Source organism: Nostoc cf. commune SO-36 (assembly GCF_023734775.1).
Classification (GTDB): Bacteria; Cyanobacteriota; Cyanobacteriia; order Cyanobacteriales; family Nostocaceae; genus Nostoc; species Nostoc commune_A.
Genome location: NZ_AP025733.1, coordinates 166427 through 191958, shown reverse-complemented (window position 1 = coordinate 191958; position 25532 = coordinate 166427). Strand labels below are relative to the sequence as shown.

29 protein-coding genes and 3 pseudogenes are annotated in these 25532 nt (G+C 39.4%); 21 read left to right on the top strand and 11 right to left on the bottom strand.

Annotation, left to right across the window (positions count from 1 at the left end; genetic code table 11):
* Position 1 precedes the first annotated feature (1 nt).
* The 11 genes from ANSO36C_RS31625 to ANSO36C_RS31575 all read left to right on the top strand — a co-directional run bounded on the left by ANSO36C_RS31625 (position 2) and on the right by ANSO36C_RS31575 (position 6700).
* A complete protein-coding gene (locus ANSO36C_RS31625; RefSeq protein ID WP_251960555.1) occupies positions 2 to 157 on the top strand; it encodes a hypothetical protein in 156 nt (51 codons plus the stop codon).
* Positions 154 to 543, top strand: coding sequence for a hypothetical protein (locus tag ANSO36C_RS31620; protein ID WP_251960554.1), 390 nt, complete (start codon positions 154 to 156; stop codon positions 541 to 543). Before ANSO36C_RS31625 ends, ANSO36C_RS31620 begins: the two co-directional genes overlap by 4 nt.
* Positions 540 to 896 carry a hypothetical protein gene (locus tag ANSO36C_RS31615; RefSeq protein ID WP_251960553.1) on the top strand — a complete coding sequence of 119 codons (357 nt, stop codon included), beginning with the start codon at positions 540 to 542 and terminating at the stop codon, positions 894 to 896. Before ANSO36C_RS31620 ends, ANSO36C_RS31615 begins: the two co-directional genes overlap by 4 nt.
* A 255-nt stretch (positions 897 to 1151) precedes the next feature.
* On the top strand, positions 1152 to 1370 hold the full coding sequence (locus ANSO36C_RS31610) for a hypothetical protein (RefSeq protein WP_251960552.1): 219 nt from the start codon (positions 1152 to 1154) through the stop codon (positions 1368 to 1370).
* 91 nt (positions 1371 to 1461) lie between these two features.
* Complete coding sequence (locus tag ANSO36C_RS31605; protein WP_251960551.1) at positions 1462 to 1998, top strand: hypothetical protein; 537 nt, start codon at positions 1462 to 1464, stop codon at positions 1996 to 1998.
* The gene (locus ANSO36C_RS31600) at positions 1988 to 2698 is read left to right on the top strand and encodes a hypothetical protein (protein ID WP_251960550.1); all 711 of its coding nucleotides are present in this window, start codon (positions 1988 to 1990) and stop codon (positions 2696 to 2698) included. Before ANSO36C_RS31605 ends, ANSO36C_RS31600 begins: the two co-directional genes overlap by 11 nt.
* 139 nt (positions 2699 to 2837) lie before the next feature.
* Entirely contained in the window at positions 2838 to 3248 is a 411-nt protein-coding gene (locus tag ANSO36C_RS31595) for a hypothetical protein (RefSeq protein WP_251960549.1), read from the top strand.
* Between the two features lie 3 nt (positions 3249 to 3251).
* Positions 3252 to 3968, top strand: coding sequence for a hypothetical protein (locus ANSO36C_RS31590; RefSeq protein ID WP_251960548.1), 717 nt, complete (start codon positions 3252 to 3254; stop codon positions 3966 to 3968).
* An 11-nt stretch (positions 3969 to 3979) separates the two neighbouring features.
* The gene (locus ANSO36C_RS31585; RefSeq protein ID WP_251960547.1) at positions 3980 to 5794 is read left to right on the top strand and encodes a hypothetical protein; all 1815 of its coding nucleotides are present in this window, start codon (positions 3980 to 3982) and stop codon (positions 5792 to 5794) included.
* Between the two features lie 13 nt (positions 5795 to 5807).
* Entirely contained in the window at positions 5808 to 6473 is a 666-nt protein-coding gene (locus ANSO36C_RS31580; RefSeq protein WP_251960546.1) for a hypothetical protein, read from the top strand.
* Positions 6474 to 6523: 50 nt separating this feature from the next.
* The gene (locus ANSO36C_RS31575; protein WP_251960545.1) at positions 6524 to 6700 is read left to right on the top strand and encodes a hypothetical protein; all 177 of its coding nucleotides are present in this window, start codon (positions 6524 to 6526) and stop codon (positions 6698 to 6700) included.
* A 187-nt stretch (positions 6701 to 6887) separates the two neighbouring features.
* Here the strand turns inward: ANSO36C_RS31575 and ANSO36C_RS31570 are convergent, their stop codons facing one another.
* The 3 genes from ANSO36C_RS31570 to ANSO36C_RS31560 all read right to left on the bottom strand — a co-directional run bounded on the left by ANSO36C_RS31570 (position 6888) and on the right by ANSO36C_RS31560 (position 9020).
* On the bottom strand, positions 6888 to 7271 hold the full coding sequence (locus tag ANSO36C_RS31570; RefSeq protein WP_251960544.1) for a toxin-antitoxin system TumE family protein: 384 nt from the start codon (positions 7269 to 7271) through the stop codon (positions 6888 to 6890).
* Positions 7261 to 7551, bottom strand: coding sequence for a hypothetical protein (locus ANSO36C_RS31565; RefSeq protein WP_251960543.1), 291 nt, complete (start codon positions 7549 to 7551; stop codon positions 7261 to 7263). The genes ANSO36C_RS31570 and ANSO36C_RS31565 overlap by 11 nt, the downstream gene beginning before the upstream one ends.
* A 233-nt stretch (positions 7552 to 7784) precedes the next feature.
* On the bottom strand, positions 7785 to 9020 hold the full coding sequence (locus tag ANSO36C_RS31560) for an AIPR family protein (RefSeq protein WP_251960542.1): 1236 nt from the start codon (positions 9018 to 9020) through the stop codon (positions 7785 to 7787).
* A 502-nt stretch (positions 9021 to 9522) separates the two neighbouring features.
* On the opposite strand from ANSO36C_RS31560, the pseudogene ANSO36C_RS31555 reads away from it, so the two are divergent.
* From ANSO36C_RS31555 to ANSO36C_RS31545, 3 genes and pseudogenes are all read left to right on the top strand, one after another.
* A pseudogene (locus ANSO36C_RS31555) lies at positions 9523 to 9822 on the top strand (IS1634 family transposase); the annotation flags it as partial.
* A 431-nt stretch (positions 9823 to 10253) separates the two neighbouring features.
* Positions 10254 to 10826, top strand: a complete 573-nt coding sequence (locus ANSO36C_RS31550; protein WP_251960755.1) for a dihydrofolate reductase family protein — start codon at positions 10254 to 10256, stop codon at positions 10824 to 10826.
* Positions 10827 to 10929: 103 nt separating this feature from the next.
* Positions 10930 to 11193: pseudogene (locus tag ANSO36C_RS31545) on the top strand (PEP/pyruvate-binding domain-containing protein); the annotation flags it as partial.
* Positions 11194 to 11497: 304 nt separating this feature from the next.
* Here ANSO36C_RS31545 and ANSO36C_RS31540 read toward each other — a convergent pair.
* Together ANSO36C_RS31540 and ANSO36C_RS31535 are read right to left on the bottom strand one after the other, a co-directional pair.
* On the bottom strand, positions 11498 to 11806 hold the full coding sequence (locus ANSO36C_RS31540) for a hypothetical protein (RefSeq protein WP_251960540.1): 309 nt from the start codon (positions 11804 to 11806) through the stop codon (positions 11498 to 11500).
* 63 nt (positions 11807 to 11869) lie between these two features.
* The gene (locus tag ANSO36C_RS31535; RefSeq protein WP_251960539.1) at positions 11870 to 12271 is read right to left on the bottom strand and encodes a hypothetical protein; all 402 of its coding nucleotides are present in this window, start codon (positions 12269 to 12271) and stop codon (positions 11870 to 11872) included.
* A 337-nt stretch (positions 12272 to 12608) separates the two neighbouring features.
* Between ANSO36C_RS31535 and ANSO36C_RS31530 the strand changes: the two are divergent.
* Positions 12609 to 13100: pseudogene (locus ANSO36C_RS31530) on the top strand (PEP-utilizing enzyme); the annotation flags it as partial.
* 481 nt (positions 13101 to 13581) lie between these two features.
* Here the strand turns inward: ANSO36C_RS31530 and ANSO36C_RS31525 are convergent.
* The 5 genes from ANSO36C_RS31525 to ANSO36C_RS31505 all read right to left on the bottom strand — a co-directional run bounded on the left by ANSO36C_RS31525 (position 13582) and on the right by ANSO36C_RS31505 (position 16753).
* A complete protein-coding gene (locus ANSO36C_RS31525) occupies positions 13582 to 13950 on the bottom strand; it encodes a hypothetical protein (protein ID WP_251960538.1) in 369 nt (122 codons plus the stop codon).
* A 371-nt stretch (positions 13951 to 14321) separates the two neighbouring features.
* Positions 14322 to 14699, bottom strand: coding sequence for a hypothetical protein (locus ANSO36C_RS31520; RefSeq protein WP_251960537.1), 378 nt, complete (start codon positions 14697 to 14699; stop codon positions 14322 to 14324).
* Between the two features lie 316 nt (positions 14700 to 15015).
* Complete coding sequence (locus ANSO36C_RS31515) at positions 15016 to 15465, bottom strand: hypothetical protein (protein WP_251960536.1); 450 nt, start codon at positions 15463 to 15465, stop codon at positions 15016 to 15018.
* Positions 15466 to 15895: 430 nt separating this feature from the next.
* On the bottom strand, positions 15896 to 16498 hold the full coding sequence (locus ANSO36C_RS31510) for a siphovirus Gp157 family protein (RefSeq protein ID WP_251960535.1): 603 nt from the start codon (positions 16496 to 16498) through the stop codon (positions 15896 to 15898).
* 87 nt (positions 16499 to 16585) lie between these two features.
* Positions 16586 to 16753, bottom strand: a complete 168-nt coding sequence (locus tag ANSO36C_RS31505) for a hypothetical protein (RefSeq protein ID WP_251960534.1) — start codon at positions 16751 to 16753, stop codon at positions 16586 to 16588.
* A 310-nt stretch (positions 16754 to 17063) separates the two neighbouring features.
* Between ANSO36C_RS31505 and ANSO36C_RS31500 the strand changes: the two genes are divergently transcribed.
* From ANSO36C_RS31500 to ANSO36C_RS31485, 4 genes are read left to right on the top strand one after another with little or no spacing between them, the layout of a single operon-like run.
* A complete protein-coding gene (locus tag ANSO36C_RS31500; RefSeq protein WP_251960533.1) occupies positions 17064 to 18173 on the top strand; it encodes a tyrosine-type recombinase/integrase in 1110 nt (369 codons plus the stop codon).
* Entirely contained in the window at positions 18173 to 19639 is a 1467-nt protein-coding gene (locus tag ANSO36C_RS31495; RefSeq protein ID WP_251960532.1) for a tyrosine-type recombinase/integrase, read from the top strand. Before ANSO36C_RS31500 ends, ANSO36C_RS31495 begins: the two co-directional genes overlap by 1 nt.
* Positions 19632 to 20138: a hypothetical protein gene (locus tag ANSO36C_RS31490; protein WP_251960531.1), complete on the top strand. Its 507-nt coding sequence runs from the start codon at positions 19632 to 19634 to the stop codon at positions 20136 to 20138. Before ANSO36C_RS31495 ends, ANSO36C_RS31490 begins: the two co-directional genes overlap by 8 nt.
* A gap of 60 nt (positions 20139 to 20198) precedes the next feature.
* Complete coding sequence (locus tag ANSO36C_RS31485) at positions 20199 to 21311, top strand: IS630 family transposase (RefSeq protein ID WP_251957257.1); 1113 nt, start codon at positions 20199 to 20201, stop codon at positions 21309 to 21311.
* A 648-nt stretch (positions 21312 to 21959) separates the two neighbouring features.
* On the opposite strand, the gene ANSO36C_RS31480 is transcribed toward ANSO36C_RS31485, so the two are convergent.
* Positions 21960 to 22853: a tyrosine-type recombinase/integrase gene (locus tag ANSO36C_RS31480; RefSeq protein WP_251960530.1), complete on the bottom strand. Its 894-nt coding sequence runs from the start codon at positions 22851 to 22853 to the stop codon at positions 21960 to 21962.
* An 87-nt stretch (positions 22854 to 22940) separates the two neighbouring features.
* On the opposite strand from ANSO36C_RS31480, the gene ANSO36C_RS31475 reads away from it, so the two are divergent.
* Both ANSO36C_RS31475 and ANSO36C_RS31470 read left to right on the top strand, forming a co-directional pair.
* The gene (locus ANSO36C_RS31475) at positions 22941 to 23408 is read left to right on the top strand and encodes a double zinc ribbon domain-containing protein (RefSeq protein ID WP_012412872.1); all 468 of its coding nucleotides are present in this window, start codon (positions 22941 to 22943) and stop codon (positions 23406 to 23408) included.
* A 23-nt stretch (positions 23409 to 23431) separates the two neighbouring features.
* Entirely contained in the window at positions 23432 to 25435 is a 2004-nt protein-coding gene (locus ANSO36C_RS31470) for a Tn3 family transposase (protein WP_251960529.1), read from the top strand.
* Positions 25436 to 25532: the final 97 nt, after the last annotated feature.

Sequence of the window (25532 nt, the reverse complement as noted above, 5' to 3'; positions counted from 1 at the left end):
TATGGAACAGGAGATTAAAAATGCACTCGGTTTGGGTAGTCCTGAATTGGTAATAGAGTCGAAACCAAAACTGGAGCCGGAACCAAAACCAACAGTAACGATTTATGATTTTGGCACTCTGTTATCTCAGAATGAACCACCTAAAAAGCAAAGATGAACACAAAGCAATTGATTCTTAAATCTGCCATTGGAGTTTTCGCATTTTCCACTGTTTTGAGTGGTTGTGTCATGGTTTTTGGACAAAATAAAACCAATTACTTCAACATAACAATACCTGCAAGTGGAGCGAGGCTAGTTTTCAGTTTCAGCATGATGGCAACTGGATTGACCATGTTTATTGGTAGTCGGATTGAAGCAGCGCAATTTGAAGAATCATTGAAACCCAGACCAGTGCCTATTCCGTGCCGAGGTTGCAAGTATTTCCACGGGGGTGTCTACAACGGCGTAACCCTCAATTGCACTATTCATCCCAAAGGCTGGCAAGGTGATAAATGCCCAGATTGGCAAAGCTTTAACAATTTAAATAGGAGCAACAAAAAATGACGTTAACTCTAAATAATCGCTCTCAAAACAAAGAATCGTCTCTGACGCAAGCATTACGGCAGATACAACAGTTGAACTCCAAGATTCAGGAATTAGAGGAGCAGCATCAAGATTATGTACATCAGCAACAGAATTTGATTAGTGCGATTGCTGAGATTTGTGTTTCTCCGATCCAGGAGATTCAGGCGCTGCGGATTCTCATACACCGGGGAGAGGGGGAGTGCCGGCGGTATTTGCGATCGGTGTTGGTCAAACAAAGTCAGGCTTCAAAAATGACTACAGAACAAATCAAAAAACCCACTTCAAATAGAACAACTAAAAACCGGGATTTTCTGCAAAATTCAAAAAAATGAATTTTCTTTCTTATAGAGGTGCAGAATCAGTCAGGGCAAGGGATTAAGCAGACCATGAGACAGTTATTTTAACGGAATTACTAGGGTGTAGAGCCTCATCTAAATCATCCGCGTGTCCCAAAGCCTTAATGCTACTTTGTTTGAGATCGAGCCTCACTCATGGTCTGCTTGCTTTTTACCGAAGGTACAAAATTGTGCCTTCGGTATCACTGCATCAAAACGCATCGGATAAAAGATTTTATAAGTAATTGCCTTATGTCAAACAAACATTTATTGAAGGTGAAACGGATTCATCCTAAAGAATTTAAATTAAAGTATGGATTATCGGTGTCCGAGATTCATGAACTAAGCGATTACCCACCAGAAACTTTAAAGCACTGGTTAGCTGACGAGTATAGTAGTCGTTACCAACAACCAAAAGAATCTGTCTTAAATCATTTTGGTTTACTAGATTTATATTTAAGTGCTTCTTAAATCCAAAAAGGTCACACAGACACTACCCGTATGAAGGCGGATTTTTTATTATAAAAGAGCAAGGTCAATAGATAGTCAATAGTTGTTTGTCATGGACATCAATATTGATACAGATATTGACAATGGTATTGATACAGAGATTGATACGGAGCTTGACACAGATATTGACTATCTTTTTGAGACTATTGACACGGATTTGACTAAGTTCATGAAGTCACAATGGAGAGAACAACTTTTTCATCAAAAACCAAGCCAATCGGGAGTCAATTTCTTGCTTTTACCGATGTCAAAAGCCAAAGCAACTAAAATTTTAGGCATCTGCCCCCGTACATTAGAACGGTGGACAGAAGTAGCCCAACTTGTTCCAGAGTATAGATTAATACTCTTAAGAATGAAAGCTTTTGCTCAAGAAAAGAGACTACGTGCGCCATTAATGACAACGTACCAAGTATGGGTAGTAGGAAAGATTGGCGAATTGTTTTCTGACATTGTTCAAGGCATTGATAAAAAGCCCCTTGTTGAGGCCATTATTGAAGCTAACAAAGGTGAATATACTCGCAGCAACTTTGAACAAGAACAACTTAGATTCACATCACATGGTTTAGGAGAGACATATCATGTCGAATAGTACATTTACTCGCGCAGAATTGTTTGAATTATTAAGTGCTAGCTACAGCCCACAACAAATTATTGCTGGATTAGAACAGCTTGCCGCATCAGATCCAACAGTTGATCCAAATGCAGAAGAATTTCCTGTAGAAATCAGCGATCGCTTAGAGAGGTTGTTTAATTTAGCGCAAACAACCTTCGACCAATCGAAGCTGTTAGGAGGTTCGAGCAATTTGGCGAATATACAGGCGGCTTCCATAGAAAATGTGAGTGAACAATTGCATCTTGCTGGAGTCAGTCGGGAAACTTTTAAAGCATTCTTGGACATTGTGGCAGGCAAAACTGTTGCTCAAGCGCTGGCAGTTCATGAGTTTGAGCAAGAATTGTTCGATGAGATCACCAGTGAACTTGATGCTCGTTCATTACAGCGACGCACAGAGCAAGGTTTTGATGAAATAGCGTTTATTTATCAATTGGCCAAAGATCCCCAAATCAGGCAACAAATTACTCTTGAGTACGGTTTAAAGACTGGGGATGAGGTAAAGAAACAAATTCAAACCCTGACTACTGCTGCAACTGTTGGTTTTGACCCGAAAGCATTTTTAGACGAATTAGGAGTGCCGACACCAGAAAAAAAGTCGAAACTACCTGCGACGATTCAGGATCTGAAAAATTTGACACGCTCTTTAATGAGCAAACAACTCCAGTCTCCAACTTAAAATGGCGCAAGTTTTTCGAGCAGAATCTTTTCGGATTCTCAGTCATTTTTTTTCTAGTTTGCATTGGGCTGTCTGTTTATGTTCGTGTTGTTAATGCACCGCCACCCCAGACAACACAAACTATCGATGAGCTTCAACAATGAAATACCAGAAGCAAGCGATGTTGGGATTATTGGGCATGGGGTTAATCGCAAGTCCTTGGCTATCACAACTGCCAGCCCAATTCAAAACTTACAACAGTGGCATTACTATTCGAGAGTCTGAAGAATTAGAACGCATTAAAGCCGAGCAAAGGGCAGCTACCGCCGACAAAATTAACTCTCTTGGAGTTACGCCCTCATTCAGTAAGTTACGAATCAGGAACTATCTAGACTCAAAAAAACGTAACCCTAGACCTGACACTACAGGTTATTTAGAAGATGAGACAGTTTTTGTGTATGACTCAACTGGTTTATGTATTGGACGCATTGAACAGAGGCAATGGCGGTGGAAGCATAGATTCAAAAATGCTTGTAAAAATTCGCCACTGTACCAAGATTCTCACGATTGATTTATGAAATATCTCACTCCAAACAAATCTAATTCACAACCAAACCCAGAACCATCTTCACAAGGAGAGCCGAAAAAAGCAGGGGGTGACTACTTAGAATTATTAGCTCGGTGGATTGTGGCATTAATTTCACTGCCAGTCATCTTTATCTCACATATCATTGCCCAATTTGTTACCCCAGGCACACCCGGATATAAGCTCGTTGGTGCAATTGGTTTCTGGATTGGTACACTGCTTTCTACTGATAGCATCTGGCAAGTTTTATTCCAGGGAAAACCCCTCCTACCGTGGTTTGAGCAAGAATGGATCGGTTGGATCGGTTGGTTACAATTACCGTTCAATGTGTTGTTCTGGATTAGTTTTGGCATCTCTGCATTAGTCCAAGTGATGGAAGCTCGGACATTGCGTGGTAAAGATCCTCAGCAAGCCAAGCATGAATTTGAAGATTCCAAGCAATATACTTTGGGTACAAAACCGACTGGAAACATCGATTTGACCGTGGCTTTATGGGGTGATTATAAAGCTGCCGGTATGAAAGAACGCCACACAGGTGGAGCGATCGCACTGTTTTTCTGGGTGTTGGATCTGACTACTACCTTCGTTGGTCGTAATCCTTTCCGTTACACGAATCCTGGTGTGATCTTGGCTTGCTTTGCTTACAATGTAGCTTCAATGATGGCAGGCGAGATTGGTTACAGCATTTGGAAATTAACTAAGTAAGAGGAATTCACATGCAGCAACAAATGCCAATGCTAGGAACTAAAGAGACGGCACTTTTACGTGACGATTACCCCAGCATTGAGTATTTGGAAGCTGGGAATACCGCTTCTTGGTTACAAGAGCGTCAAGATCAGTTATTAGTCCGCGCCAAAGATGAGCGTAATGGCATGAATCTCGCTAAGTTCATCACACTGGCCACCTCTGTTACTGGTGCAGTTTGTTATGCTACATCCCCTCTTGCTCCAATCGGTGCGGTTGTAGCTGGTGTTGGTTATCTGTGGTCAATTGTTCAGGACTTAAACGATACTCATCAATTTGCACCGATTCCCTTTATCCGTGGCGACTTCTTCAGTTTCCTTTCGGCAATGGGTGATAGCGTTGCACGGGCTGAATATTTCGCTAACCAAAATGAAATTGCTGACTTGATGCTGCATCTGGAGCCAATGTCTAAGTATGAGTTTGCCATGCTCAAGCAATCATCTCATGTGGTGTGTGAATACTTGAGTGCCGTTGAGCCAGGAAAAAGATTTTACGCTTACCGTTGGTTACTTGATTGGTTTATTCAGCTACGTGGGCAGTTTCCCACCCGTGAGCAATTGTCTGGGCATTTAGCGCAAGTGACAATTGACCCACGAGTTAACTACCAACAAGTAACAGTTATTCAAGAGGCGATACAACCGCAAAATCTTGGTATCCCACAAGCTCGATTTGCTCAATTACCAAATCATGCTGTGGGAGCAAGGGTTGAAGAGGACAAGGAGCAGGGTGCAGGGTGCATGGGAGAGAATCTTTCCCCTCTGCCCCCAGCTTTTCCCTCTCCAGTCAATACCGATATCTCCACCTACACCACTAAACCCCAAGCGCAGTATGACCTAATCGGTCACATCGCCAAAAAAGTTACCAATATGCTGTGGGTTGGTGTCCCTGGTTCTGGCAAAGGCATCACCATTAGCAATGCAATCGATGCTATTAAGCGGCTACATCCTGGCATACACATCTTTTATATTGACCCCAAAGGTGACGAGAAAGAAACTGGATATTTCTTAGGTCGTGTTGATACTTTTAAACGGGCTAAAATCCTAGAAATGTCGCCAGTCGAAGCGGTCAAGTGGGTCAAAGAATGTTTTACCGAGTTCCAGAAAATCTCTAGCCCAAAGCTCATCATTTTAGATGAAGGTACGGCTGTTTGTTCCAAGTTCAAGAATACCAAGGGTGAAATTGGTTGGCTCAAAGACAAAATCATCTCTTACTGTTCTTGCGGTGATAGTTCTGGTTGGCATTTCTGGATTGTCGTTCAAAATCCTCACACGGACGACTTGGGCATTTCTGGCGGACTGCGATCGCAGTTAACATCTGTTGCCTTAGTTTCTCCAGATAACGTCCCAGCTTACAACGCCATGATTGCCACTCAACTCATACCCAGCGATCGCAAGATTACTTCCACCCAAGTCATGGAAATTGCCGCACAATCACCAGTTGGTCGAGCAGTGTATTACGGCGGCATCAATCAATGGTTCCCAATGCCACAGCTAAAAAACTTCTCTGGCTATGACCGGGATACCAAACAGTTTGTTAATTCTGCACCTAGCGATCAACATTCTTCTCATGTCGAAACTAATTCATCAATTGATACACCAAAAACTCAAGCTCAACAGATGTTGGCACTCTTAGAAAAAACTACAGCTAACTCAATTGATGAGTTTATTCAAAACGAATTGAAATTGGATGGAGTTCCACCAGATTTAATCCGTTTAGGAATCGAAAGATTGCTTCAAGATTCTCCAATTAAGTACAAATTCGACGGCGGAAATAGCAACCAGAACTAAACTCAGTAAACCTATGCAAGACAACAACCAAAGCGACTCCCCTTCAAAAGTCTCAAGCCCTTTAGAAAAATTAACGACGAGTGTTGTTAACTTTATTAACAGTCTCTCTCAAAACTTTAAACTATCAGAACGCGAACGACTAGTTCAACAACAGTGGCTACATAATATGCAGACCAGTAAATTCCTCAAGGAACAACAGGATTTCATCAATGAAGCTAATCAACAGATGCCTATACTATTAACTTCCAAGTTAAGATTGATAATTCTCGAAGCAATACTTGTCACTCGTGCCAAAAATGGGCAACCTATAGATGATTTATTGACGGCAATCGAAATAGTCAGAAAGAATATTATTGAGATAGATATTCAACCCACTCTCAATTTAGAAAAAGAGCAAAAAACTCAACCTCAGAAAACCAAAGATACCCTAATTACACATCGTCATCAATACGAGTTACCTATTCTGAGCGAAGTTGGTAATTTAATCACTGATGCCCGAAACTTTATATTAATTGTCCCCTTAATTTCGGCTCTATTTGTTTTGATTTTGCCTTTTACTAACCCAAGAATTTGCGATTCTTGGGAGAATGCTACTGGTACTTATGAAAACAAAAGTTTGTTTTGTCAATTTTTAAATGATTTGAATCGTTTTTTTCAAGACTATCAGAAGCTCCAATGAATCTTCTAGCTTTGGCAATTGCTGCTGGAGGTTAAGCAACCTAATTGAGTATGAACTCCATAGACCCAGCCGCAAATAATGTAAGCGTTCAGCCTAAAGTGATTGTATTAGACGAATTTGCTGCCATTGACAAGTCTCTTGAAGGGCATCCACAACGCGAAAGGATTCTGAAGAAAATTCAGAATTACCAATCTCAACTTTTACGGGAAGCTCGAAATAAACTTTAATTGCGTTAGCGCAGCGTTAGCGTTCGCGCAGCGTCTCGTAGAGAGGAACGAGCGTCATTGCGTTAGCGGAGCGGGGCGTTAGCAAGAGTGCGAACTGCGAATTGTTCGGTGAGTGTAACGGCCATTGGGTTGGGTTTTACAGCTGGGGGATTGTGGACATTGGCAACGTCTGCCGTAGGAATCGCACTTATACTAATATTTTCTCAATTTCTTTTAGGATCTCAGCTAAAAAAGGAGCATCTGATTTAACGATATTATCCTCACTCCCATCATGTTTATGATGAGGAAAGGTAGTTAGATTTAGTTTTCGGTGATGTTCAGTATTATCATAGCGAAAAATTAGACTATTCTCTGAATTCATATATTGATAGCTATACATTTTTCTATCAAGTGATATTTCAACATAAACAAATTCCCTTAAATGCAGCAAGGAGTTATCTTTAAATTCGAGTTTGGCTCTGATAAAACCTTCATATATTCCTCTTTTTTCAGTTTCTACATGGAATAAATTAACTATTTTTGAGGATTCAATTAAAAGCTGAATTTGCTGAGAATAATCTTCAATCAACAAAATCAATCTCCTCTATTGACTCTTTTGTTTGTTGTAAATGTGCCAACATTCGAGCTTCTCCAATCCACTCATCAAAGTCAAAGCTATGGAATAATTCATCATTATTAAACTGAGTGATAAATTCCTCAGTCGATAATTTATATTTGGTTTCAAATTCTTGAATACGTTCTTCTGTTCTTTTGATTCCTGCTGTCACACTTTGTAATCTTTCTGACAAAGCACTTTTAATAATCCGTCTGAGGGAATCTGGATCTTTTGACCGGAGTTTGAGTTCAGCCATTATTTTTCCTCTCTTGCTACTGTTGAATTCACAAAATACTCATTTAATGAGCAGTTGTTATTGTATATGCAAATGGAAAAGAATCTGTGAGCAATAGCACTTTTTCGACTTCACAAGTTAGGCTATCAATTAAAATAGTTATCAGTTAAAACCCAAAGAGTTTACTGATAACTGTTTACTATTAAAAGCCATCGCCCATCCAAAACGAATCTCTCAATAGAAACCTTGTACTATTATTTCTTACCTGCTTGCACACGCCCTTTTGTCCCTTGTGTCACTTTCAATTCTTCTTCCTTGCTGGAGTTAACCATTTTCATCAAGTGCTGATTTAGATAACTTTGCGCCGAGATATAAAGACTTTCCCAAATCTCTTGATTGCGGCTGATTTTTGTACCTACTGTATTTCCTGCTGTTTTCTCCGACACCAAGTATTTGCGGAAGTAGTTATTCCACAAGTGTTGGAGGAAATCTTCAGCGAATTCGTTAAACGGCAGAATCCACTTATAGTCTTTATCCAAAAATACCCGATAGGACGCAATTATCGGTAGTGCCAAGTCAGTTGGCGCACCAAACCCGAATGAATACTTGCTGTCAGGCAACAACGTAGTTTTACGTATATCAATTGATGCTAAATCGTTGGAACCCTTTCTTCTAGGGTTACTGATATGTTCTTGGATTATTTCGTAGAGTCTTTGCTCTATCCAGAGAGCATGAGTCAAGAGAGGCAGTAAGGCGGTTAACCTTTCCCTTTCTGCATCTGTGATGTTACTTGGAAGACTCATTCCTACTGGGTGTTTGGTTCGTTTATTGCCGTCGGGGTTGTATTTATTTCTGTCGAGGCAGTAAAGGAGCTTGAGCAAATGGGTGACATTGCACTGGGCATTTCTTGGAGCGCCGCTTTGGTTTTGATAATAGGCAATGCGGAATTTTCTATCTTCTTTCTGTTCTAACTGAGCTAAGTACTGCTTGATGAATTTGTAATCACCCCTAGCGTTGACTTTGGAGCGAGAATCTACTGGCGTTGTGGTGTTGGAGGCTAGGGCTATATCCTTAGCCTCGTCTTCCGAGAGTCCAATATGGATGGTAACTTTTACTCTGGCTTGGCTTAAATTATAGTTGTAATTTTTCGCTTGCTCAAACCCTAAAACTGTGTGACCACCGTTGATAATCCCATCACTGCCCCCCTCGTTAGCTTCTAAAATCTCCAGTTCTAGTTCAGTTTTATTCTTGACAGGTTTAGCAATATTAGCTGACAGAACGATTCCACTGTGGCGAGAGAAGAATTTTTCGGGTTCCGTTGTCAGTGAGTCGAAGACTTGTCTGTAGGTCGCGCTTTTGCGGTTTGGTTCTCTGATGTTGGGTTCTAGGGGTAGGTCTGTGGGGAACGAGTCTACATGAGCAGTGGCGATGATGCAGTTTGGGTTGGCTTGAAAATAGTTATCTATCTTGATGTTCCAAGTCTTGGGCATAGTTGATTTGCAATGTCAGGGGAATTTCTATGTTAACCAAAACTAGTATCTGATATCGCGTTTTGAGGTAATGCCAAGTACCGTTGTACGCCAACCCAAAAATGCGCTGTCAAGTCGCAACTCTTGGAGACGCTGCGCGAACCCTCCAATTCAAAATTATTTATTAAATTTTGAATTTTGAATTTCATTAAGTGGTCAGGGCTAGGGTCAGGGGTGCATGGTAAGGGTTTAAAACCTTTCCCCCCACCTTCCCCAAAAAATAGCCAAGTCACGAAAGCCAACTACTTGATATTCTTGGCATTTCCAGTATGAACTGTACGTTCGCTCATTTTTGAAGGTAAGAGGAATTAATACCTTACTGTGTAAGGTTTCAAGGTGATTGTGGATCTGATGGTGGTGACACTGTGTAATACTTGGGTCAGGGTTAGGCAGTTCAACGGTGTAATACATGGGGAGAGGAGGGATCAGGTCTTTCTATGTATTACATGGAAGTGACTAGAGGCTATTGTTCATTTTGAACATAGCTTTGCGCGTATTTACCCTAATGGAGTTTGTGGTCAGACTAGCTCTTCAGCAAACGCAACAATCTTTGGCTGGTCTTTATGATGGCAATCCAAAGCGAAAAACCAATCGCCCATCTGCGGAGCGAATGCTTCAGGCTTTTTGTCACCTTACTCTTTACTACCTTCCTGATTATACCATCTTCATCACGCCTTTGTCCGACCTTCAAAAACAAATTCTCTCCCTGATGAAAATGCCTGAGTCCCTTTATCAGCTAGATTCGGAGTACTGCAAGACATAATTACGTCTGACCCCGCTCAAGTCAGCACTCTGTGACTTGAAGACACAGAATTGAATGTCCCATTTCCACCTCGGCTGTATATTACACCGTTAGGTGAATTGGAGATCATGCTCTTTATCCATGTATTACACCGATGCGCCGATTCTCTTACAAAATTGGGGACTGAATCTCGATTTTCCATGTAATACATGAAAAATCGAGTCTTGTTAGTCCGTGTAATACATCGTTGATCTGACAAATCCTGCTCCAAGTATTACATGGTATCACCGCTATCAGATCCACAATCACCTTGAAACCTTACACAGTAAGGTATTAATTCCTCTTACCTTCAAAAATGAGCGAACGTACAGCAGTTATGATGCAAAGGTGATCTGCGTGGGTGATGGGCAGTGTTAGACGCTTGAAGTCATACTTAGGAGTTGCATACAAAAATTAAAACTCAGTATTTCACAGCGACAAGTCTTGATGGCTTCATTGCTACTGAGAATGACTCACTAGATTGGCTGTTTCCGCTTGGTGACCTGAATGACTCCAGCTATCCAGAGTTCATTTCAGATGTGGGTGCGTTGGCAATGGGATCAGCAACTTACGAGTGGATGGTACGCAACGCAAAAAAGGTTGCCGCTGAGACTGGCTTTGCGTGGCCATACACTCAGCCAGCCTGGATATTCTCTAGTCGCAAGCTGACAATGATCGAAGGTGCGAACATCCGATTCGTCAATGGAGATGTAGACCACGCCTACGCCCAAATGCGAGTTGCTGCTAGCACCAAAAATATCTGGATAGTTGGAGGCGGAGATCTGGCTGGTCAGTTCTACGATGCTGGTTTACTAGATGAGCTTATCATCCAGGTTGGCTCGGCCACCCTCGGCAAGGGTAAGCCGCTATTCCCTCGCAGAGTGCTAAGTCCAGTTCTGCGCCTAGTGTCTGTTCATCAGATGGGTGCTGGCATGGCTGAGTTGGGCTATGAAGTACACAAAGGCGGTGTGAGCGGAGCCGCCTAACAATTGCAATGCAGCGGACTGTTGAAGATCCTGGTTGTGATGCAGAGGCTGTTTGCCGCCGCTGATTGCAAGCATAGTATGAATTGCCAAAGGGGGGAAACTGATGAGTTCATTTGTGCTTTGTTTTCAAGATATTGATAAAACAAAACTCAAGCTTGTTGGGGGTAAAGGCGCGAACCTGGGGGAACTTACTAAGATTGAAGGAATCCGCGTACCGAATGGCTTCTGTGTTTCTACTGAAGCTTTTAAAAGAATCATTGAGGAAACATCGTCGATTAACGAATTACTCGATCAGTTATCGCATCTATTGGTGGAAGACCGGGATAAAATCGGTGAACTTAGCGGTGAGATTCGCTCTTTCATCGAGATTCTGGTAGGTTTTCGGGAGAGAGGGAATCTATTGATAAGCTTGTATCTATAATAATATTTGATAAATGATAAATTGATTTACATCCATTATCGGTACAAAAAACCAAGCAATTATTCCTAACGTAAATATCAGTAATTCTCATTGTATAAATCCATGTTTTGATGATCTGATTGTATAAAATTCCTATTCGCCCTTTTTCCCTTTTTGTCACATGAACGCTGAAAGACTTATGCTGTGGTTGGGTAGATAGCATCCCTTCCAGCAGAAGCAGAGAATGAAATAGTTTATTTTCTGGAAGTCCCTAAATGGCTGGTTGGTTAACATTTTGACTATGCGTATTTGAGTCTTCGATAATAACAGAATAATTAGAAAATTCATTGAATTCTAATTCATTAATAAAACCAATTAAAGCAAATGGACATTTACAACCCAAAGCTTGTTTTAGAAAATCAGTATTTAGGTGAGATTCTTGGCAGACAATCTCAAAAATCTCTTCACTAGTTAATTCTAGATTTTCATCTAACTCCAATATTTGTGCTTCTATTAAGTTAACTAGCTTTTCAATAGAGAAACAAGTTTCGATTTTGTCAGAGATTGTTAGCTGATTCATCTTAGAAACTATTATTTTTAATTTTACTCTTATTTTTAAACATAATCTTCAAATTGGGAAATACTACTGTAAAATCGGGTAAAAAGAAGCAGCAATTGCCTCAAACTTATCACCATCTGGATAGGGACGAAGAATTTCCTCACCGTCTTCGTTCAACCATTCTTTTCGTATTGGAGTGTACTCAAGCGATAGAATTGCAGTTCTCCACCAGCCAGATAACGCTAAATGTTCCCCAGACCAAAATAGCCGAAAATCAATCTTATTATTTCGATAAACTTCACTAATAGGATTAGAGTAAGGACGATTTTTCGGATTAAAACTTTCGGTAAAGTAGCCTTGAAAATCAATTGTTATAAAACCTTTTTCAATTTCTGCTGTTAATTTAAAGCGAGAGTGTGGATAATGATCTGATGGAATTTTTGCGGCTGTTAATTCAAATTCTATAGGTAAAGTAGATAAATTCACTAATTAATAATTTCCTTTCATACTGATACGAATTTTATTGAAAAACTGATACCCTTGATAAAAACTGTTTACTACTGAATTTTTTGATGTTCACTGAAGTCCTACAGTATCTCGTTTAGGTTTGCGTTGCCCAACACGTTGGGAAGACTTTTTAGGCGTTTTAGGCGTTTCCTGTTGAGTTGCGGCTCATTCTTTAATTATGCTTCAAAATTTCAACTCTCTCTCATGATTTGATTCAAAGTTTTATCTTGTGATTGATGAGAAAGCCTGAAATTGCGTTAACTCTTTCTCGCTTTATGGTTCAAAATTTTTCCCATATTATGATTCAAAGCACAACTATCTCACTTTTGAAGAACTTCGCGAAGTCATAGCCACAAATAAACTTGATTACCAGCTTATCAGCAAACGAAAAGACGAGTACAGATTCTATCAAAAGCTAACTCCGCCACGTGTTATCACGTCTGACGGTGAAATCATTGCGGGTGAGTACAAACGAGAAAATCTCCCAGCCGAAGCTATTGTAGGTCTACCTGTTTCTTCCGGAGTTATAGAGGGACAAGCACGTGTCATCTTAAACATGGAAGATGCCGATCTAGAAGATGGAGATATATTAGTCACCTCCTTTACTGACCCTAGCTGGACACCATTGTTTGTATCCATCAAAGGCCTAGTCACCGAAGTTGGTGGACTGATGACTCATGGAGCAGTTATCGCACGTGAATATGGCTTACCAGCAGTTGTCGGAGTGGAGAATGCTACCAAGCTGATCGAAGACGGACAGAGAATCCGGGTGAATGGAACACAAGGGTATGTAGAAATCCTATATTAAAACGAAAATTACTTTCATTTGATTTTAAATATTGAGGATTAATCTTTCTGTTAACGTGGTAGCCTAACATGGTCAAAGGTAATAGTTATTAGGTCTCTGTGTTGGTAGTGAAAAGCTTATTGTTTACTTTACTTGATAAAAGCGCCCGAGGAAAGCGATCGCATTCCCAATGGATGTAAAGAAACATTTCTGTTTCGTAGAAGAGGTAATAGATTAATTAATTAACCAATCGCAGACCGTATACCATGTGACTTTGAAGCCGAAATTGAGAAACTCCATTGGTCTGCTAGTTAAATACCAGCTTTGCGGTTCTTCATGATTAATACCAAAGTCTTGATGCTCCTTATAACCATGATTTTATAAATAGGTGAACAAAGTTCCAAGGATGATGTATGCCTCACTTAAACTCATTTATTTAATCTTGTTAACAGGTTTTTTGTAGATACCTGAAATGATCAGCAAGTTTAGAATGGATGTGCAATTAGATGCGATAAGCCCTTGATATAGGGATTTCTAGAAAATAAAATCCACAGATTTCCAGATACTCTCTAGAAATCTGCTCTGGGCGATTAGCAATAAAACTGCAAACATCATCTAGGGAACTATAAACATTTGTGCAGATAGTTGGGTGCTTGTAATCCCCAACCCCTACTAAATATTGTTCCTCTCCATCTTCCTTGTAAGAAGAAAGAAAAATTCTGACCACATTATCTGGATAGCAATGCCAGTTTTGTGGATCAGAAACTACAGATATTGCATCTGTAGGCATAGGCAATTCATGGTGAATTTTCCCATCTGGAAATTCAGCCTTGTGTTTCGCTATATATTCTTGAATTTTTAGTTTTGTCATTTCTGCTCCCAATCAGTTTTCTTATATTTTATTGCCTGAAAGCAAAGGCAATCACTTCTATTTCGGTGGAGGCGATCGCCTTGCTCATCAGTTGGTATTCCTAAACCGTGCAGTACGTAAAAATTTAGCTGACTTTTCCCGTTAAGTCTCTCAAGATCCCTACAACCCTCTCTACGTTCGCGCAGCGTGTCGCAGACAGACGCTACGCGAACACAGAGGTCGTTCAATTTTAACCAGCCTCGCCACAAAACCTGGATGCCAATTAGTGTTTTGCTTCGATGTTCTAGCCAGCTTCCAAGATGAGCGCTCGCCCAGATCGCAGGTTTAGATAAACTGATATTAGAATAAATTACTATCAGTTTATATTTTTATTATGCTGACTGTTTAATCTGGGTTAAGGCTATTAACATTTCTTGTCGGTTGAGATGTCGTTTCTTACCTGTTTTGGATTCTTGGATAGCGTAACTCCATCTTATTCCAGCTTGTGAGCATCTTTTTCTTAAGTGTTGAACAGTCATCTGTTTGGTTGTAGATACTTGATTATTTTTGTTTTTGTTAGATATCTGAATTTTGGATTTTTCAGTTAAGGTCTCGGTTTTAATTACACTGTGTTTTGTAGATGTAGTGCAGTGACAGTGTTTTTCAAAAGCGATAGATATATCTAGCAAGAATTGCAAAATAAAGAGAGTAGAAAATCCGTAAATAATAACGTAGAGAATTCCTGTTAGGATATACTGTGCTAATTCCATTGTTTTAACTCCTGTTGATATAACTAGTAACTCGCTATTTATGAAGCGATATGCCAGGTTGCTATTTATATGAAGCGTTAGCTTGTGTGATATTAAAAATAACTTTTACAATATTACTATATCGGCTTTGATATTATCCAAAAACCAGAAATATTTAATATGGGTAAATGGATTTTAATTATTTAGTTGTGGTTGGTGTCGGAAGTATTGATATGATAACTTTCCTGCATCAGTTTGATACAGAAAGTATCAAACTGATGCAGGAATAGTGATAAGATAACTTTTGAGTTTGGTTTGGTTAGATGAACCTGTTCATCTATATGTACTTAATAACTGTTCTGATATTATCTACTAACTGTACTATCATACCCAAAATAGCTTTCCAGCCAAGTATTATCCCCCAAAAGCCGCTAGCAAATAGACCAAATACTGACTTGAGGAAGATAACTCCCCTGTAATTTATCTCGATATTTGATTCAGCTTTGGCATAGATCAAACCATCCCCAATTTTATTTTCCAACTTCCTCATTTTTCGTTCTTCTTCTCTATCCCTTCTTTCTTCTTGTACCTTCCAGCCCCAAGGGGCAAATCCCAAAATAATCGAAATTGGAAGATAGAAAGGCCAGCTATGTATGTAGCCAAGAGAAGCATAGATGATAAAAAAGGTTAGCCCCAAACCAGTGCGCCAAACTAAACACCAGAGGATAAAAAAACTGTCGATAATAGCGTTACGGATAACTATACTTCGGTTCTTATGATATGACATTTAAGGCTGCTCCCAATACCTAATATTTAAGTTTTTATTTAAGGTGATTGCATCCCTTCAGATTAAACTTAAACTTAGCAGTAGTTTTAATTATCATATTGATAGTTGAAAATAGAAACTACCTAATCAATTGCAATTACCTATTTAGTCACACTAAATAAGGTTAAATGTACCAACCTATCGTAACGATGTTTGTACCTAATTCGACATAGTTACTGTTGCTGTCATTGATATCTACAATTTCATCGATTATATCTTCACCGAGTTTAAATTCAGGCAAAGTTATGATGATTTTTTGAAGAAGTTTAAAATGGTGCTATAGGTAAAAAAAATAAAAATGATTAAGATTTGACTCTTAACCATTTGATGATATTTTTGTAAAATGATGGGATATACCTATGTTTGATTCACATGGTTGGGGCGTATGCCATTAGTTGTGGTTTTTCTTGTTGCGAGACTTACTACCTGATTGCACCTTAAACCGCACCTGTTTCCCGATAGTTACCTCGGCAAAATTGCTAATATCTTTACTATATTTATAGGCTTCAATAATTGCCTTATTATTAGCTTGGTACTTAATAACTCTAAATTCATCAGGAAAATCTTCATCATCTACCTCTACTAGTAAGTTAGCGACTTTTGGTGGGTTATCCCTGATTTCAATTACCCTTTCTTTACCGATGTTTTTGTCACTGATTAATCCAATCTCGTGTAGGTGGATGAGGGTGCGCTTGATTTGTTCAAGTTGAGTTTTGCGACGTGAAATTACCCGATCATGGAGTTCGGCTACTCGCGCTTTTCTTTCCTCCCAGGTTTCAAGGTCAAGATTTAACTGATCAACTACCCAGGCGATCGCATCGATTTTGGTTTCGATACCATCCTGAATAGTCATAAGTTCTTGTAAGAGTTGTTTTACATTACCCTCTTCGCCTAACTCGCTTGCTTCTTCTATCTGTGACCAAAGTTTAGCAGCATCTAGGCTTAACTCCTTGAGAGTGAGTTGGTTGATTTCGTGTTCAATTGCTTGAGTCATAATTTACTTTTGATATAAAAAACCAGTAGCAAGTAACTGCTACTAGTTGTTGACTAAGAAGAGTTGATGCTTGAAGGGAGATTGAATTTAGTACTCGTACCGCAAGTGATAGTAGTCTGATTTTTCTTGTGCTAATTCTGCTTCATAGTTGTAGTAATCTGCCTCGCTTATGAATGTGCTTGTTTGTTGAATTTGCTGTGCAGATTTTACTAATTTTTTGTTAGCTTTTGGGTTATAACTCGTAGTAGTTTTCATGTTTATACAACTTCAATTTTTCGACGAAGTTGTTGCGTCAGCAAATGTTGTAATGTTGACTTAGAAAGATAATATTTCTTTTTTACCTTTCTCACAACTATCTACTATTGATTTGTCTTAAACCACTGGCTTTTCTACCACAAAGATAGTTGTCCTGGTGATATATTTCCCCGTCTGCGCGTATGGAACAGCATATGACAGCCACTTTATATAGACAACAACAACCAATTCTACAACGTGGAAAGAACAACAACAACAGCCCTAATTTTTGCGTTAGGGTAGAAACAAATTAATTTCCACAACGTAGAAAATGACCAAGGTAGAATGGGCGATATCCCCTCACACAGAGTTACGATTTAGCTGTGTCTTCGACCCTAAAACCTGCTTACCCATAGAGCCAATCCAAAGATTTTTGAACTACTGTAGAAAGCGACAATTAGCACCGAATACAGTAAGTACATACGCTTATCGACTGGTAGACTTTTGGCGCTGGTTAGAATCCAAATCTCTCAACTGGTATGACGTTGGGTTAAATGAATTAGCAGACTTTGTGAATTGGTACTTGCTAGGTGGTGAAGTTGAAGAATCTGGTGAAAATGTTAGAGAAATTGTTGCCAAAAGAAGTCCTCGCACCGTCAATCAAGCAGTCACCGCCATCCAAGAATTTTATACCTATCACACAATTGAAGGCAGGATTGAAGAAAAACATTTCACTCTACTAGCGCATGGTTGGGGAAAACGAGGAGGCTTTCTTAGAGGAATCGCTAAAAGCAATCCACAAAAGAGCAAACGCATCAAAATAAAAGAACCGAAACTCTTCAGTGGTTGTCTGCTAGATGAAGAAGTCGCAACCTTAGCCAACGCTTGTACAACTTATCGAGATAGATTAATTATCATGCTGCTGCGCTCAACAGGAGTGCGGCGCGGAGAACTGTTAGGATTACATTTGGAAGATGTCAAGGACTTAGATTTCAGCGGACGCATTCGGATTGTACGCAGAGAAGACAATCCGAATCGCGCAATGGCTAAAGGAAGAGAACGAGAAATTCCCATTATTTACCATCGTTCAGCTATTCAAGAGACCTTTCATGCCTACTTACTAGAAGAATATCCGCCTCAAGCCGAAACTTTGGGATGCGGGATGTTATTCGTCAATTTATCAAGTAAATGGGTAGGGCAAGCGATGTCCTTAGTTCGCTTAAATAAATTATTTGACCAACTCCACAAACGAACAGGAATTAAAGCACATCCGCACTTATTTCGCCATACCTTCGCTACTAGAATGCTGCAAGATAATTATCTTGACCAATATGTACAACAGCTTTTAGGACATCGTTCAATTGCCACAACAAAAGACATTTACAGTCATGTTCTCGATGAAATGACCCTAGACCAATACTTAAGAGAAGAAGAAAATTAATGGCAGAAGCATTTGCACCACAAGCATTCCAGGAGCGAATCGCACTCTCTGAGTTAGGAAAACAATGGATTAATGATCCTTTGATGAATCAAGATGTTTGGTCACTGTTAGAATTGGGTTATAGCCAAGAAGAATGCCGAATTAATGGACATTATCATCTTTACTTTCACAAGTTTTCACTGCCTTGGTTAAAACGGCTGACCCAACTAACCATTAAAGCCAGCATTCGAGAGCGATATTCCCTCGGTCGGATTATTCATCGCCTTGGCTGTTTAAACCATTTAGATCGTTTTTTGTGTAATTATGGATATACACAACCCGAATCTTTGACAGAAGCACTCCTCCATCAATTTATTAGCGAAATTAATAGCGGTAATCGTCAGAATGCGATTGCTTATGCCCTCAATCTTTGGAAAGAAGAACAGTGGCTGGAAATTGCCTTTACGCCCATCAGACTCAAAAAAAAATCTCCTAAAATTGAAACAATTCCAGAGGAAGTACTTTACCAAATCTACGAAAAATTCGATTTATTCCCCCCGACACTTGAAAGACTTTTTCGCTTGCAATTGGTGTTAGGCTGCCGCATTGGAGAAATTCTCACTATGCCACGCCATAGCCTGAAACAGGAAGGTGACAAATGGTTCTTACTACGTTGGATTGAAAAACGCAAACACTGGAGGTTTGTTCAGATTCATCCTCTAGTAGCTGAATTAGTTCAAGAACAGCAGAGATTTATTGATGCTCAATTTGGGAGAGATTCTGAATTTGATAAACTATTTTGTACCGTTTATACTCATCATAAAAGTATTCCTTGGGCTGATAGAGAAATAGACACAACACTGTTCTATAAACCCCAAATAATTACCAGATTGAGAATTAGTAACTGGCTAATTAATTTTCGAGAAGTAGCAGACTTAAAAGACAAACATGGCAACAGATTTAAACTAACTAGCCACATGTTTCGCCGCACCAAAGCCAGCATTATGGCTCATTGTGAAGTAGAGGATGAGTATATCGCCGCCGTACTAGGTCACGGTTCCTTAGATATGCTACCTCATTATCGTCAGCGTTCACTTATCAGGTTAGAAAAAGAAGCTAATCTCAAAGGTTATGTGGATATGTATGGTCGAGTTACTTCTTTTAAACCGAGAAAAACTAGGTATGAAAAATTAGCTAATCTCCTCAAAGTTAGTACACCTCTGGGAGAATGTCATCGTCCAACCATGTTAGGAGATTGTCAACATCGCTATGCCTGTTTAAGTTGTCCTCATCATCGGATAACGCCCGAAGATAAATCCCAGTTAGAAGCTGACGTGAACTGCTTACAACAAGACCTAATTCAAGCTCAAAAAAACGGACAAGAAAGACGAGTGACTGAGATTACTAACTTATTAGATTTAATCAAAAATCGTTTTGATGGCTTGTCAGAATTACAACATCTTCAAGAGCAGAAAATTAATGGGTAAACACAAGCATCAACCGATTTCAATTCACCAGACCCTTGATGGTACTTTACAAGTCAATTGGAAGACAGATTATGCTGGTGAGTTTATCTGTCCTCAGTGCAATCAGGGACAATTAAACAAATTTTCTTACTCAAAAGGGTCTGTTTGTAAACTGAGATTGGGATGTGATTTTTGTCATCAAGTAACGTACCTAACTGGTCAACTTCAACACTTACCTATTTCCATTCATCAAACTCTTCAAGGAACTCTGTCAGTCAATTGGGCAGAAAAGTATTCTGGAGAATTTATCTGTCCTCAGTGTAATCAGGGACAAATCAGCAAATTTCATTATACTCATAAGCAAAGTCATCAACTCAAACTAGGATGTAATTCTTGCTCCCAGAAGACCCTGCTTTGTTGTCAAGTTCCACCTCAGTTTCACAGTTATTGCCAGCATTTAGTTTGCCCTAATCCCCTGTGCCATCAAATTGGCCCTGATGGACAGAAAGGGTGGATTTAAGCTGTTGCGCTTATAATTTGCATATAATAGATATGAATATAACTTCAGGTACAGGTTGCTATGCCGGCTATTGGGTTTCTAAGCTTGGAACAAAAGCAGAATCTACAAAAATTCTTAAAACAGAGCGATCGCTCTGAGATGAGAGAGCGAGTTTTGATACTATTATTGATGAATGATGGTAGAACGCAAGAAGAAATAGCAGCATTAATCGGTTGTTCTCGTAGAACAGTAGCATATTGGTGCGTACATGGAGATCCAGATACGATAGAAAGCTTAGAAGACGGTAGAAGAAAAAGAGAATATAGAAAAGTTAATCAAGTTTATATAGATAAACTATTAGAGATAGTAGAAAAAGAACCAAGTGAGTTAGGTTATGAATTTGGTCGATGGACAGCAGAAAGATTATCAACATACCTAGAGAAAGAAACAGGATTAAAAATAAGCAGTTCTCAAGTAAGGAAGATATTAAAAAGAAAAAAGTATGTTTACCTTTGGGCAAAGTATAGTCTAGAGGACAGACAAAATGCAGAGAAAAGAAAAGAATTTAAAGAAAAGTTTCAAAATTATTTATCAATAGTAAAAGAGAACCCAAAGCTTTATCAGATATGGTTTTGGGATGAGAGTGGTTTTAGTTTACGAGTGTTAAGAAGGAAAACTTGGGGTAAAAAAGGAAAAAGAAAAAAAGTTACTGGGAAACGTAGTAGAGGTCGAGTAAACATGATGGGAGGTTTAAGGCTATCTGATAAAAAGCGGATATGTTATTTTGTTGAAAGAGGAAATTCAGAAACTTTTTATGAGCAGCTCAAACAACTACACGAATTTGTACTAAAAGAATGGTTGTCTTTAGGGAATAGTCAAGAATGCTTTCACGAACATGGTCCAAAAATAATTATATTTTTAGATAATGCAAGTTACCATAAACGTAAAGATATATGCACCCAAATAGAAAAGAATCTACCGAATATTATTCTTGAATATCTCTCTGCTTATAGCCCTGACTTTAATCTAATTGAATTAGTTTGGCATTCATGTAAAGAATATATAGCTCATCGACTATTTCAATCAGTATGTGAACTAAAATCTACGTTAAATAAACTCTTAAATGATGGAGAGCTTATTATTAAATGGGGAAGAAAAATAAAAAATAAGGGAAATGCTGTTTGTGCAAATTAAAAGCACAACAGCTTAGATATACCTATAAATCCATAAATTTAATGATTCATCAAATAATAAATCCACAACATGACCACGCCAAAAATAGCTTTTGGTCGGAATCCGATTCGGAGTGTGAGGTAAAATCATTATTCAAAATTCCTCTTTTGCAACTTTCCTGATTCTTTTCAAATTTGCGAAATGCTCAGTTTGGCGAGTGCCATTCGCATACTCGATCAAACAATAAGGCAGATTTGCCGTGGTGTATTCAATGATTATGCAGGTCTGGTTTATTTTTTCGTTTAAATACATAATTCCTTTTTCGTAACTTGGCTAGTTTTGAGATTTAACAAACTCTTTGCAACACTCATAGCTATCTGAAATCAAAATAACGCTGTCATGACTGGTAACACTTCTTTTTATCTTGTATAAAAAGCATCTTAATTGATGGCAATATGTTTCAACTACGTAATATTCCATAATTCCCTTATCGTCACTTGATGGATAATCTTGTTTTATTGTTTTTCAGTGCGATGGCTGATGCTTTGTCTGAATGGTTAATTACCCTTATTTTGTTGGTGCAGAGTAGTATGTATTCCCTGCACCAACATGGTACGTTTTTACAAAAGTATTTTTTTATTATCACACTTAGTGAGTTATATGCTGAAATTATTCAGAAAAATTTGGTAGGTTTTTTAACGCCAATTGTGCCACAACTTCTGCACGTTGTGACGTTACTTTCTGATACCGTAATGTTGTCTGAATGCTTTCATGCCCCATGAGCGCCCTGAGTTCTTCAATCCCCATTAATCCCACTCGCTCTGTAGCAAAAGTGTGCCGTAGGTCATGAATACGAATTTCTTGGAGTTCAGGACTATCTCTGATGAGCTGAAACCAGGATTTATGCGCCATGCGGTAAGAAAGGCGGGATACTTCCAAAGTCTTTGGCTGTTGAGCAGTAAACAGGGCTGGATGCTTAGGATGTCTATAATATTCAATGTAGTGATTTAGACTCTTGAGTGCTACTTCACTGTAAAAACACCACCGTTGCTTGTTGCCTTTCCCAACAACCTGAAATTTCCGAGCTTCGAGGTCTATGTCATCTAAATTTAGAGCTAGCACTTCAGCAATCCTAGCGCCACTGGTATGCAACAAACGCACCAATGCAGACAAACGAACATCTTTTTTGATGGCACCATACAGGATACTTAATTGGTATGGAGTAAGGTAACGCACTGCCTCATCAGTAGCGTGTTCTCCTTGTTCTCGACTGGGTTTACGTCTTGTGAGCCCCGCAACCGGATTGGATTTGAGATATCCTATATCAACAGCAAAACTGAACAAAGCCGTGATTACAGCTTGATGACGGTGGTGGGTCGTATAGGAAACATCAGTTAAATGATTGAGATATTCCATCAAAACCTGTCTGTCGATGATTTCTATTGACCATCGACCGTACTCCTTGAGCAAGGGGATAATCGTAGACTGATATGAACGCAGAGTACTTTTGGCTAGTCCTGGACGTTCTAAAAACTTGGTGGCTAAAGCTGCTAAAGTCATCATCACTTTAGAAGAGCTTTTTACAATTTATTTAAATAAAGGTTTAGATATTAACTTATCATTAACAAATATATTTTCAGATATATTTTGATGATTGTAACAGAACATTCAACGCGACCATTGGGAGAAGAAGGGCTTGCTAATTACGTCCAGAGATTGCGAGGTCAGCTTTCTTTAACCCAAAAAGAGTTGAGTTTCAAAGCGGGAATACATATCCAGACCATCCGCAAAATTGAGGGTGGACAAACGAATAGACTCAATCAAAAGGCTAAAGGTGGTCTAGCTGCTGCGTTGGGAATACCACCGGAGTACCTAGATGCGGCAGCGAAGAAAGTCTCCCCAGAAACAATAACTACGTTAAAATTTTGTCCTAAATGTTGGACTCCAGGAACTACTCCTGACCAAATGTGGACAGACTTACGGTCGAAGTATTGCTTTGCTTGTGGTACAGCTTTACGGAATCGCTGTGTTAGTTGCAATGAACCAATTATGTCATTGAAATTTAAATTCTGCCCTTACTGTGGCGCGAATTATAAACAAAATCAAACTACTTCTTAAAAACTGAATATCCAGGTATCTAATTGGCAACGCGCGAACTTTTATCTCCGACACAACGACTTCAATTTACTGAAATCCCCGATTCTATCACGACAAGAGATATAGCTCGCTACTATACTTTTAGTAATGACGAACTCAAAGTTATCAAAGAGCGTCGTAGACCACACAATCGTCTTGGGTTCGCCGTACAGTTATCTTACCTACGCTTCCCCGGTCGTGTTTGGAGTCTAGGAGAAATAGTACCAGAATCTGTACTGTTTTATATTGCATCTCAATTAAAACTTGACCCGACAATCATTACCGAATATTCCCAAAGGGATACAACTCGACGCGAACATCTGGCAGAAATTCAAAATAATTTCGGATTTCATACTTTTAATATATCTACATACAAGCAATTCTCAAAATGGTTATTACCTTTTGCAATATCGTCAGATAAAGGGATGGCGCTTGTGGGAGCGTTGATTGATGAGATGCGCTTGCGCCAAATTATTATTCCAGCTATTTCTACGGTAGAACGTTTAGCCTGGGAGGTCAAACATCGCGCTCAAAAATTAGTATGTCTTGAGTTGACCAAAAGTTTGACAACATTACAAAAGACGGCGCTAGATAAGTTATTAATTGTAGAGCCTGATAAAAAACTGACTGATTTAATTTGGCTACGTCAACCACCAGGTCAGGCTAATCCAAGAAACTTTTTAAAGGTGGTGGAACGACTGGAGTTTATTCGCCATCTCAATCTCGACTCTGGATGCTTGAAACGAGTACACCAAAATCGTCTGCTGCAATTTACTCGAACTGGTGCGAAGTCTACACCTGCTCACCTATCTAGGTTGGATGAATTGAGACGCTATGCTATTTTAGTTGCTTTTCTCATTGAATGGAGTGCTTCATTGGTCGATTATGCTATTGGAATGCACGATAAAATGATGGGTAAATTGTTTAACAAGAGTGAGCATCAGCACGGCGATAAGTTTCAACGCGATGGTAAAGCAATTAATGAAAAAGTCCGATTGTATGCTCAAGTGGGCAAGGCATTAATTGCAGCTAGAGATGAGTCAAATGATGCCTATCAAGCGATTGAATCTGTATTGGATTGGGAGAAATTTATCAGTACTGTTGCTGAAGCTGAAAAACTAGCCAGACCCGCAGATTTTGATTATCTTGAACTGCTTGATAACCGTTATTCACAGTTACGACGGTATACGCCTAAATTGTTGGAAACCTTTGAATTTAAAGCTACATCTGCCAGTTTAGCAGTGATAAAAGCTTTGGAGGTCATTAAAGAATTAAATATATCAGGAGGTCGAAAAGTGCCGGAATCTACGGACACTAGTTTCGTTAAACCTCGTTGGTTAAAACACGTAATTAAGGACGATACTATTGACCGTCACTACTATGAGATGTGTGCTTTAGCTGAGTTACGTAGTGGTTTGCGTTCTAATGTGAAATTAATTCAGGAATCTTGGGATGAAATTCTACGCCTTGCTAGTTCAATTCGGACGGGGACGGTGACTGCTTCTTTGATGTTAAGGAAATTAGCTTCTTATCCTCGGCAGAATCGTTTAGCTTTAGCTTTGCGGGAGTTGGGAAGGATTGAGCGAACTGTGTTTACCTTGGAATGGTTGCAGAGTCCAGAACTGCGGCGACGGGCGACGGCTGGTCTAAACAAGGGTGAGGCGAAACATACTCTGAAAAGAGCGGTGTTTTTTAATCGGCTGGGGGAATTGCGCGTTCGCCCTTGGCGTTGGCGCAGCCATCGCTCTTATGAAGACCAGTTCTATCGGGCCAGTGGGTTAAATTTAGTGATTGCTGCTATTGTTCTGTGGAATACAGTGTACTTAGAAAAAGCCGTTGATTATTTGCAGAAACAGGGGATGGATATTCCTGAAGAATATTTGCAACATTTGTCACCGTTGGGTTGGGAGCATATCAATCTCACTGGCGATTATGTGTGGAATTTGAAGCAGGCGACCAGTTTTGACCAGTTGCGTCCTTTACGGGTTAAAGAAAATAAGTATCGCTGAAATGCTTATCTGATATAAGTTTCAGCCTTAGCGTACAATTTTCCCGTTTTGGCACGGTGATGCCTACTTGGTACTCCAACTCAGTGTGGGTAGTTCA

Excerpts from the sequence above, each read along its gene's own strand:
- ANSO36C_RS31560 (WP_251960542.1), bottom strand. The coding sequence starts at position 9,020 with ATGCCCAAGACTTGGAACATCAAGATAGATAACTATTTTCAAGCCAAC.
- ANSO36C_RS31510 (WP_251960535.1), bottom strand. The coding sequence starts at position 16,498 with ATGACTCAAGCAATTGAACACGAAATCAACCAACTCACTCTCAAGGAG.
- ANSO36C_RS31525 (WP_251960538.1), bottom strand. The coding sequence starts at position 13,950 with ATGACAAAACTAAAAATTCAAGAATATATAGCGAAACACAAGGCTGAA.
- ANSO36C_RS31615 (WP_251960553.1), top strand. The coding sequence starts at position 540 with ATGACGTTAACTCTAAATAATCGCTCTCAAAACAAAGAATCGTCTCTG.
- ANSO36C_RS31515 (WP_251960536.1), bottom strand. The coding sequence starts at position 15,465 with ATGTCATATCATAAGAACCGAAGTATAGTTATCCGTAACGCTATTATC.
- ANSO36C_RS31490 (WP_251960531.1), top strand. The coding sequence starts at position 19,632 with ATGGGTAAACACAAGCATCAACCGATTTCAATTCACCAGACCCTTGAT.
- ANSO36C_RS31575 (WP_251960545.1), top strand. The coding sequence starts at position 6,524 with ATGAACTCCATAGACCCAGCCGCAAATAATGTAAGCGTTCAGCCTAAA.
- ANSO36C_RS31625 (WP_251960555.1), top strand. The coding sequence starts at position 2 with ATGGAACAGGAGATTAAAAATGCACTCGGTTTGGGTAGTCCTGAATTG.
- ANSO36C_RS31540 (WP_251960540.1), bottom strand. The coding sequence starts at position 11,806 with ATGAATCAGCTAACAATCTCTGACAAAATCGAAACTTGTTTCTCTATT.
- ANSO36C_RS31505 (WP_251960534.1), bottom strand. The coding sequence starts at position 16,753 with ATGAAAACTACTACGAGTTATAACCCAAAAGCTAACAAAAAATTAGTA.
- ANSO36C_RS31605 (WP_251960551.1), top strand. The coding sequence starts at position 1,462 with ATGGACATCAATATTGATACAGATATTGACAATGGTATTGATACAGAG.
- ANSO36C_RS31475 (WP_012412872.1), top strand. The coding sequence starts at position 22,941 with ATGATTGTAACAGAACATTCAACGCGACCATTGGGAGAAGAAGGGCTT.
- ANSO36C_RS31480 (WP_251960530.1), bottom strand. The coding sequence starts at position 22,853 with ATGATGACTTTAGCAGCTTTAGCCACCAAGTTTTTAGAACGTCCAGGA.
- ANSO36C_RS31600 (WP_251960550.1), top strand. The coding sequence starts at position 1,988 with ATGTCGAATAGTACATTTACTCGCGCAGAATTGTTTGAATTATTAAGT.
- ANSO36C_RS31565 (WP_251960543.1), bottom strand. The coding sequence starts at position 7,551 with ATGGCTGAACTCAAACTCCGGTCAAAAGATCCAGATTCCCTCAGACGG.
- ANSO36C_RS31590 (WP_251960548.1), top strand. The coding sequence starts at position 3,252 with ATGAAATATCTCACTCCAAACAAATCTAATTCACAACCAAACCCAGAA.
- ANSO36C_RS31495 (WP_251960532.1), top strand. The coding sequence starts at position 18,173 with ATGGCAGAAGCATTTGCACCACAAGCATTCCAGGAGCGAATCGCACTC.
- ANSO36C_RS31610 (WP_251960552.1), top strand. The coding sequence starts at position 1,152 with ATGTCAAACAAACATTTATTGAAGGTGAAACGGATTCATCCTAAAGAA.
- ANSO36C_RS31585 (WP_251960547.1), top strand. The coding sequence starts at position 3,980 with ATGCAGCAACAAATGCCAATGCTAGGAACTAAAGAGACGGCACTTTTA.
- ANSO36C_RS31500 (WP_251960533.1), top strand. The coding sequence starts at position 17,064 with ATGACCAAGGTAGAATGGGCGATATCCCCTCACACAGAGTTACGATTT.
- ANSO36C_RS31485 (WP_251957257.1), top strand. The coding sequence starts at position 20,199 with ATGCCGGCTATTGGGTTTCTAAGCTTGGAACAAAAGCAGAATCTACAA.
- ANSO36C_RS31520 (WP_251960537.1), bottom strand. The coding sequence starts at position 14,699 with ATGGAATTAGCACAGTATATCCTAACAGGAATTCTCTACGTTATTATT.
- ANSO36C_RS31580 (WP_251960546.1), top strand. The coding sequence starts at position 5,808 with ATGCAAGACAACAACCAAAGCGACTCCCCTTCAAAAGTCTCAAGCCCT.
- ANSO36C_RS31620 (WP_251960554.1), top strand. The coding sequence starts at position 154 with ATGAACACAAAGCAATTGATTCTTAAATCTGCCATTGGAGTTTTCGCA.
- ANSO36C_RS31595 (WP_251960549.1), top strand. The coding sequence starts at position 2,838 with ATGAAATACCAGAAGCAAGCGATGTTGGGATTATTGGGCATGGGGTTA.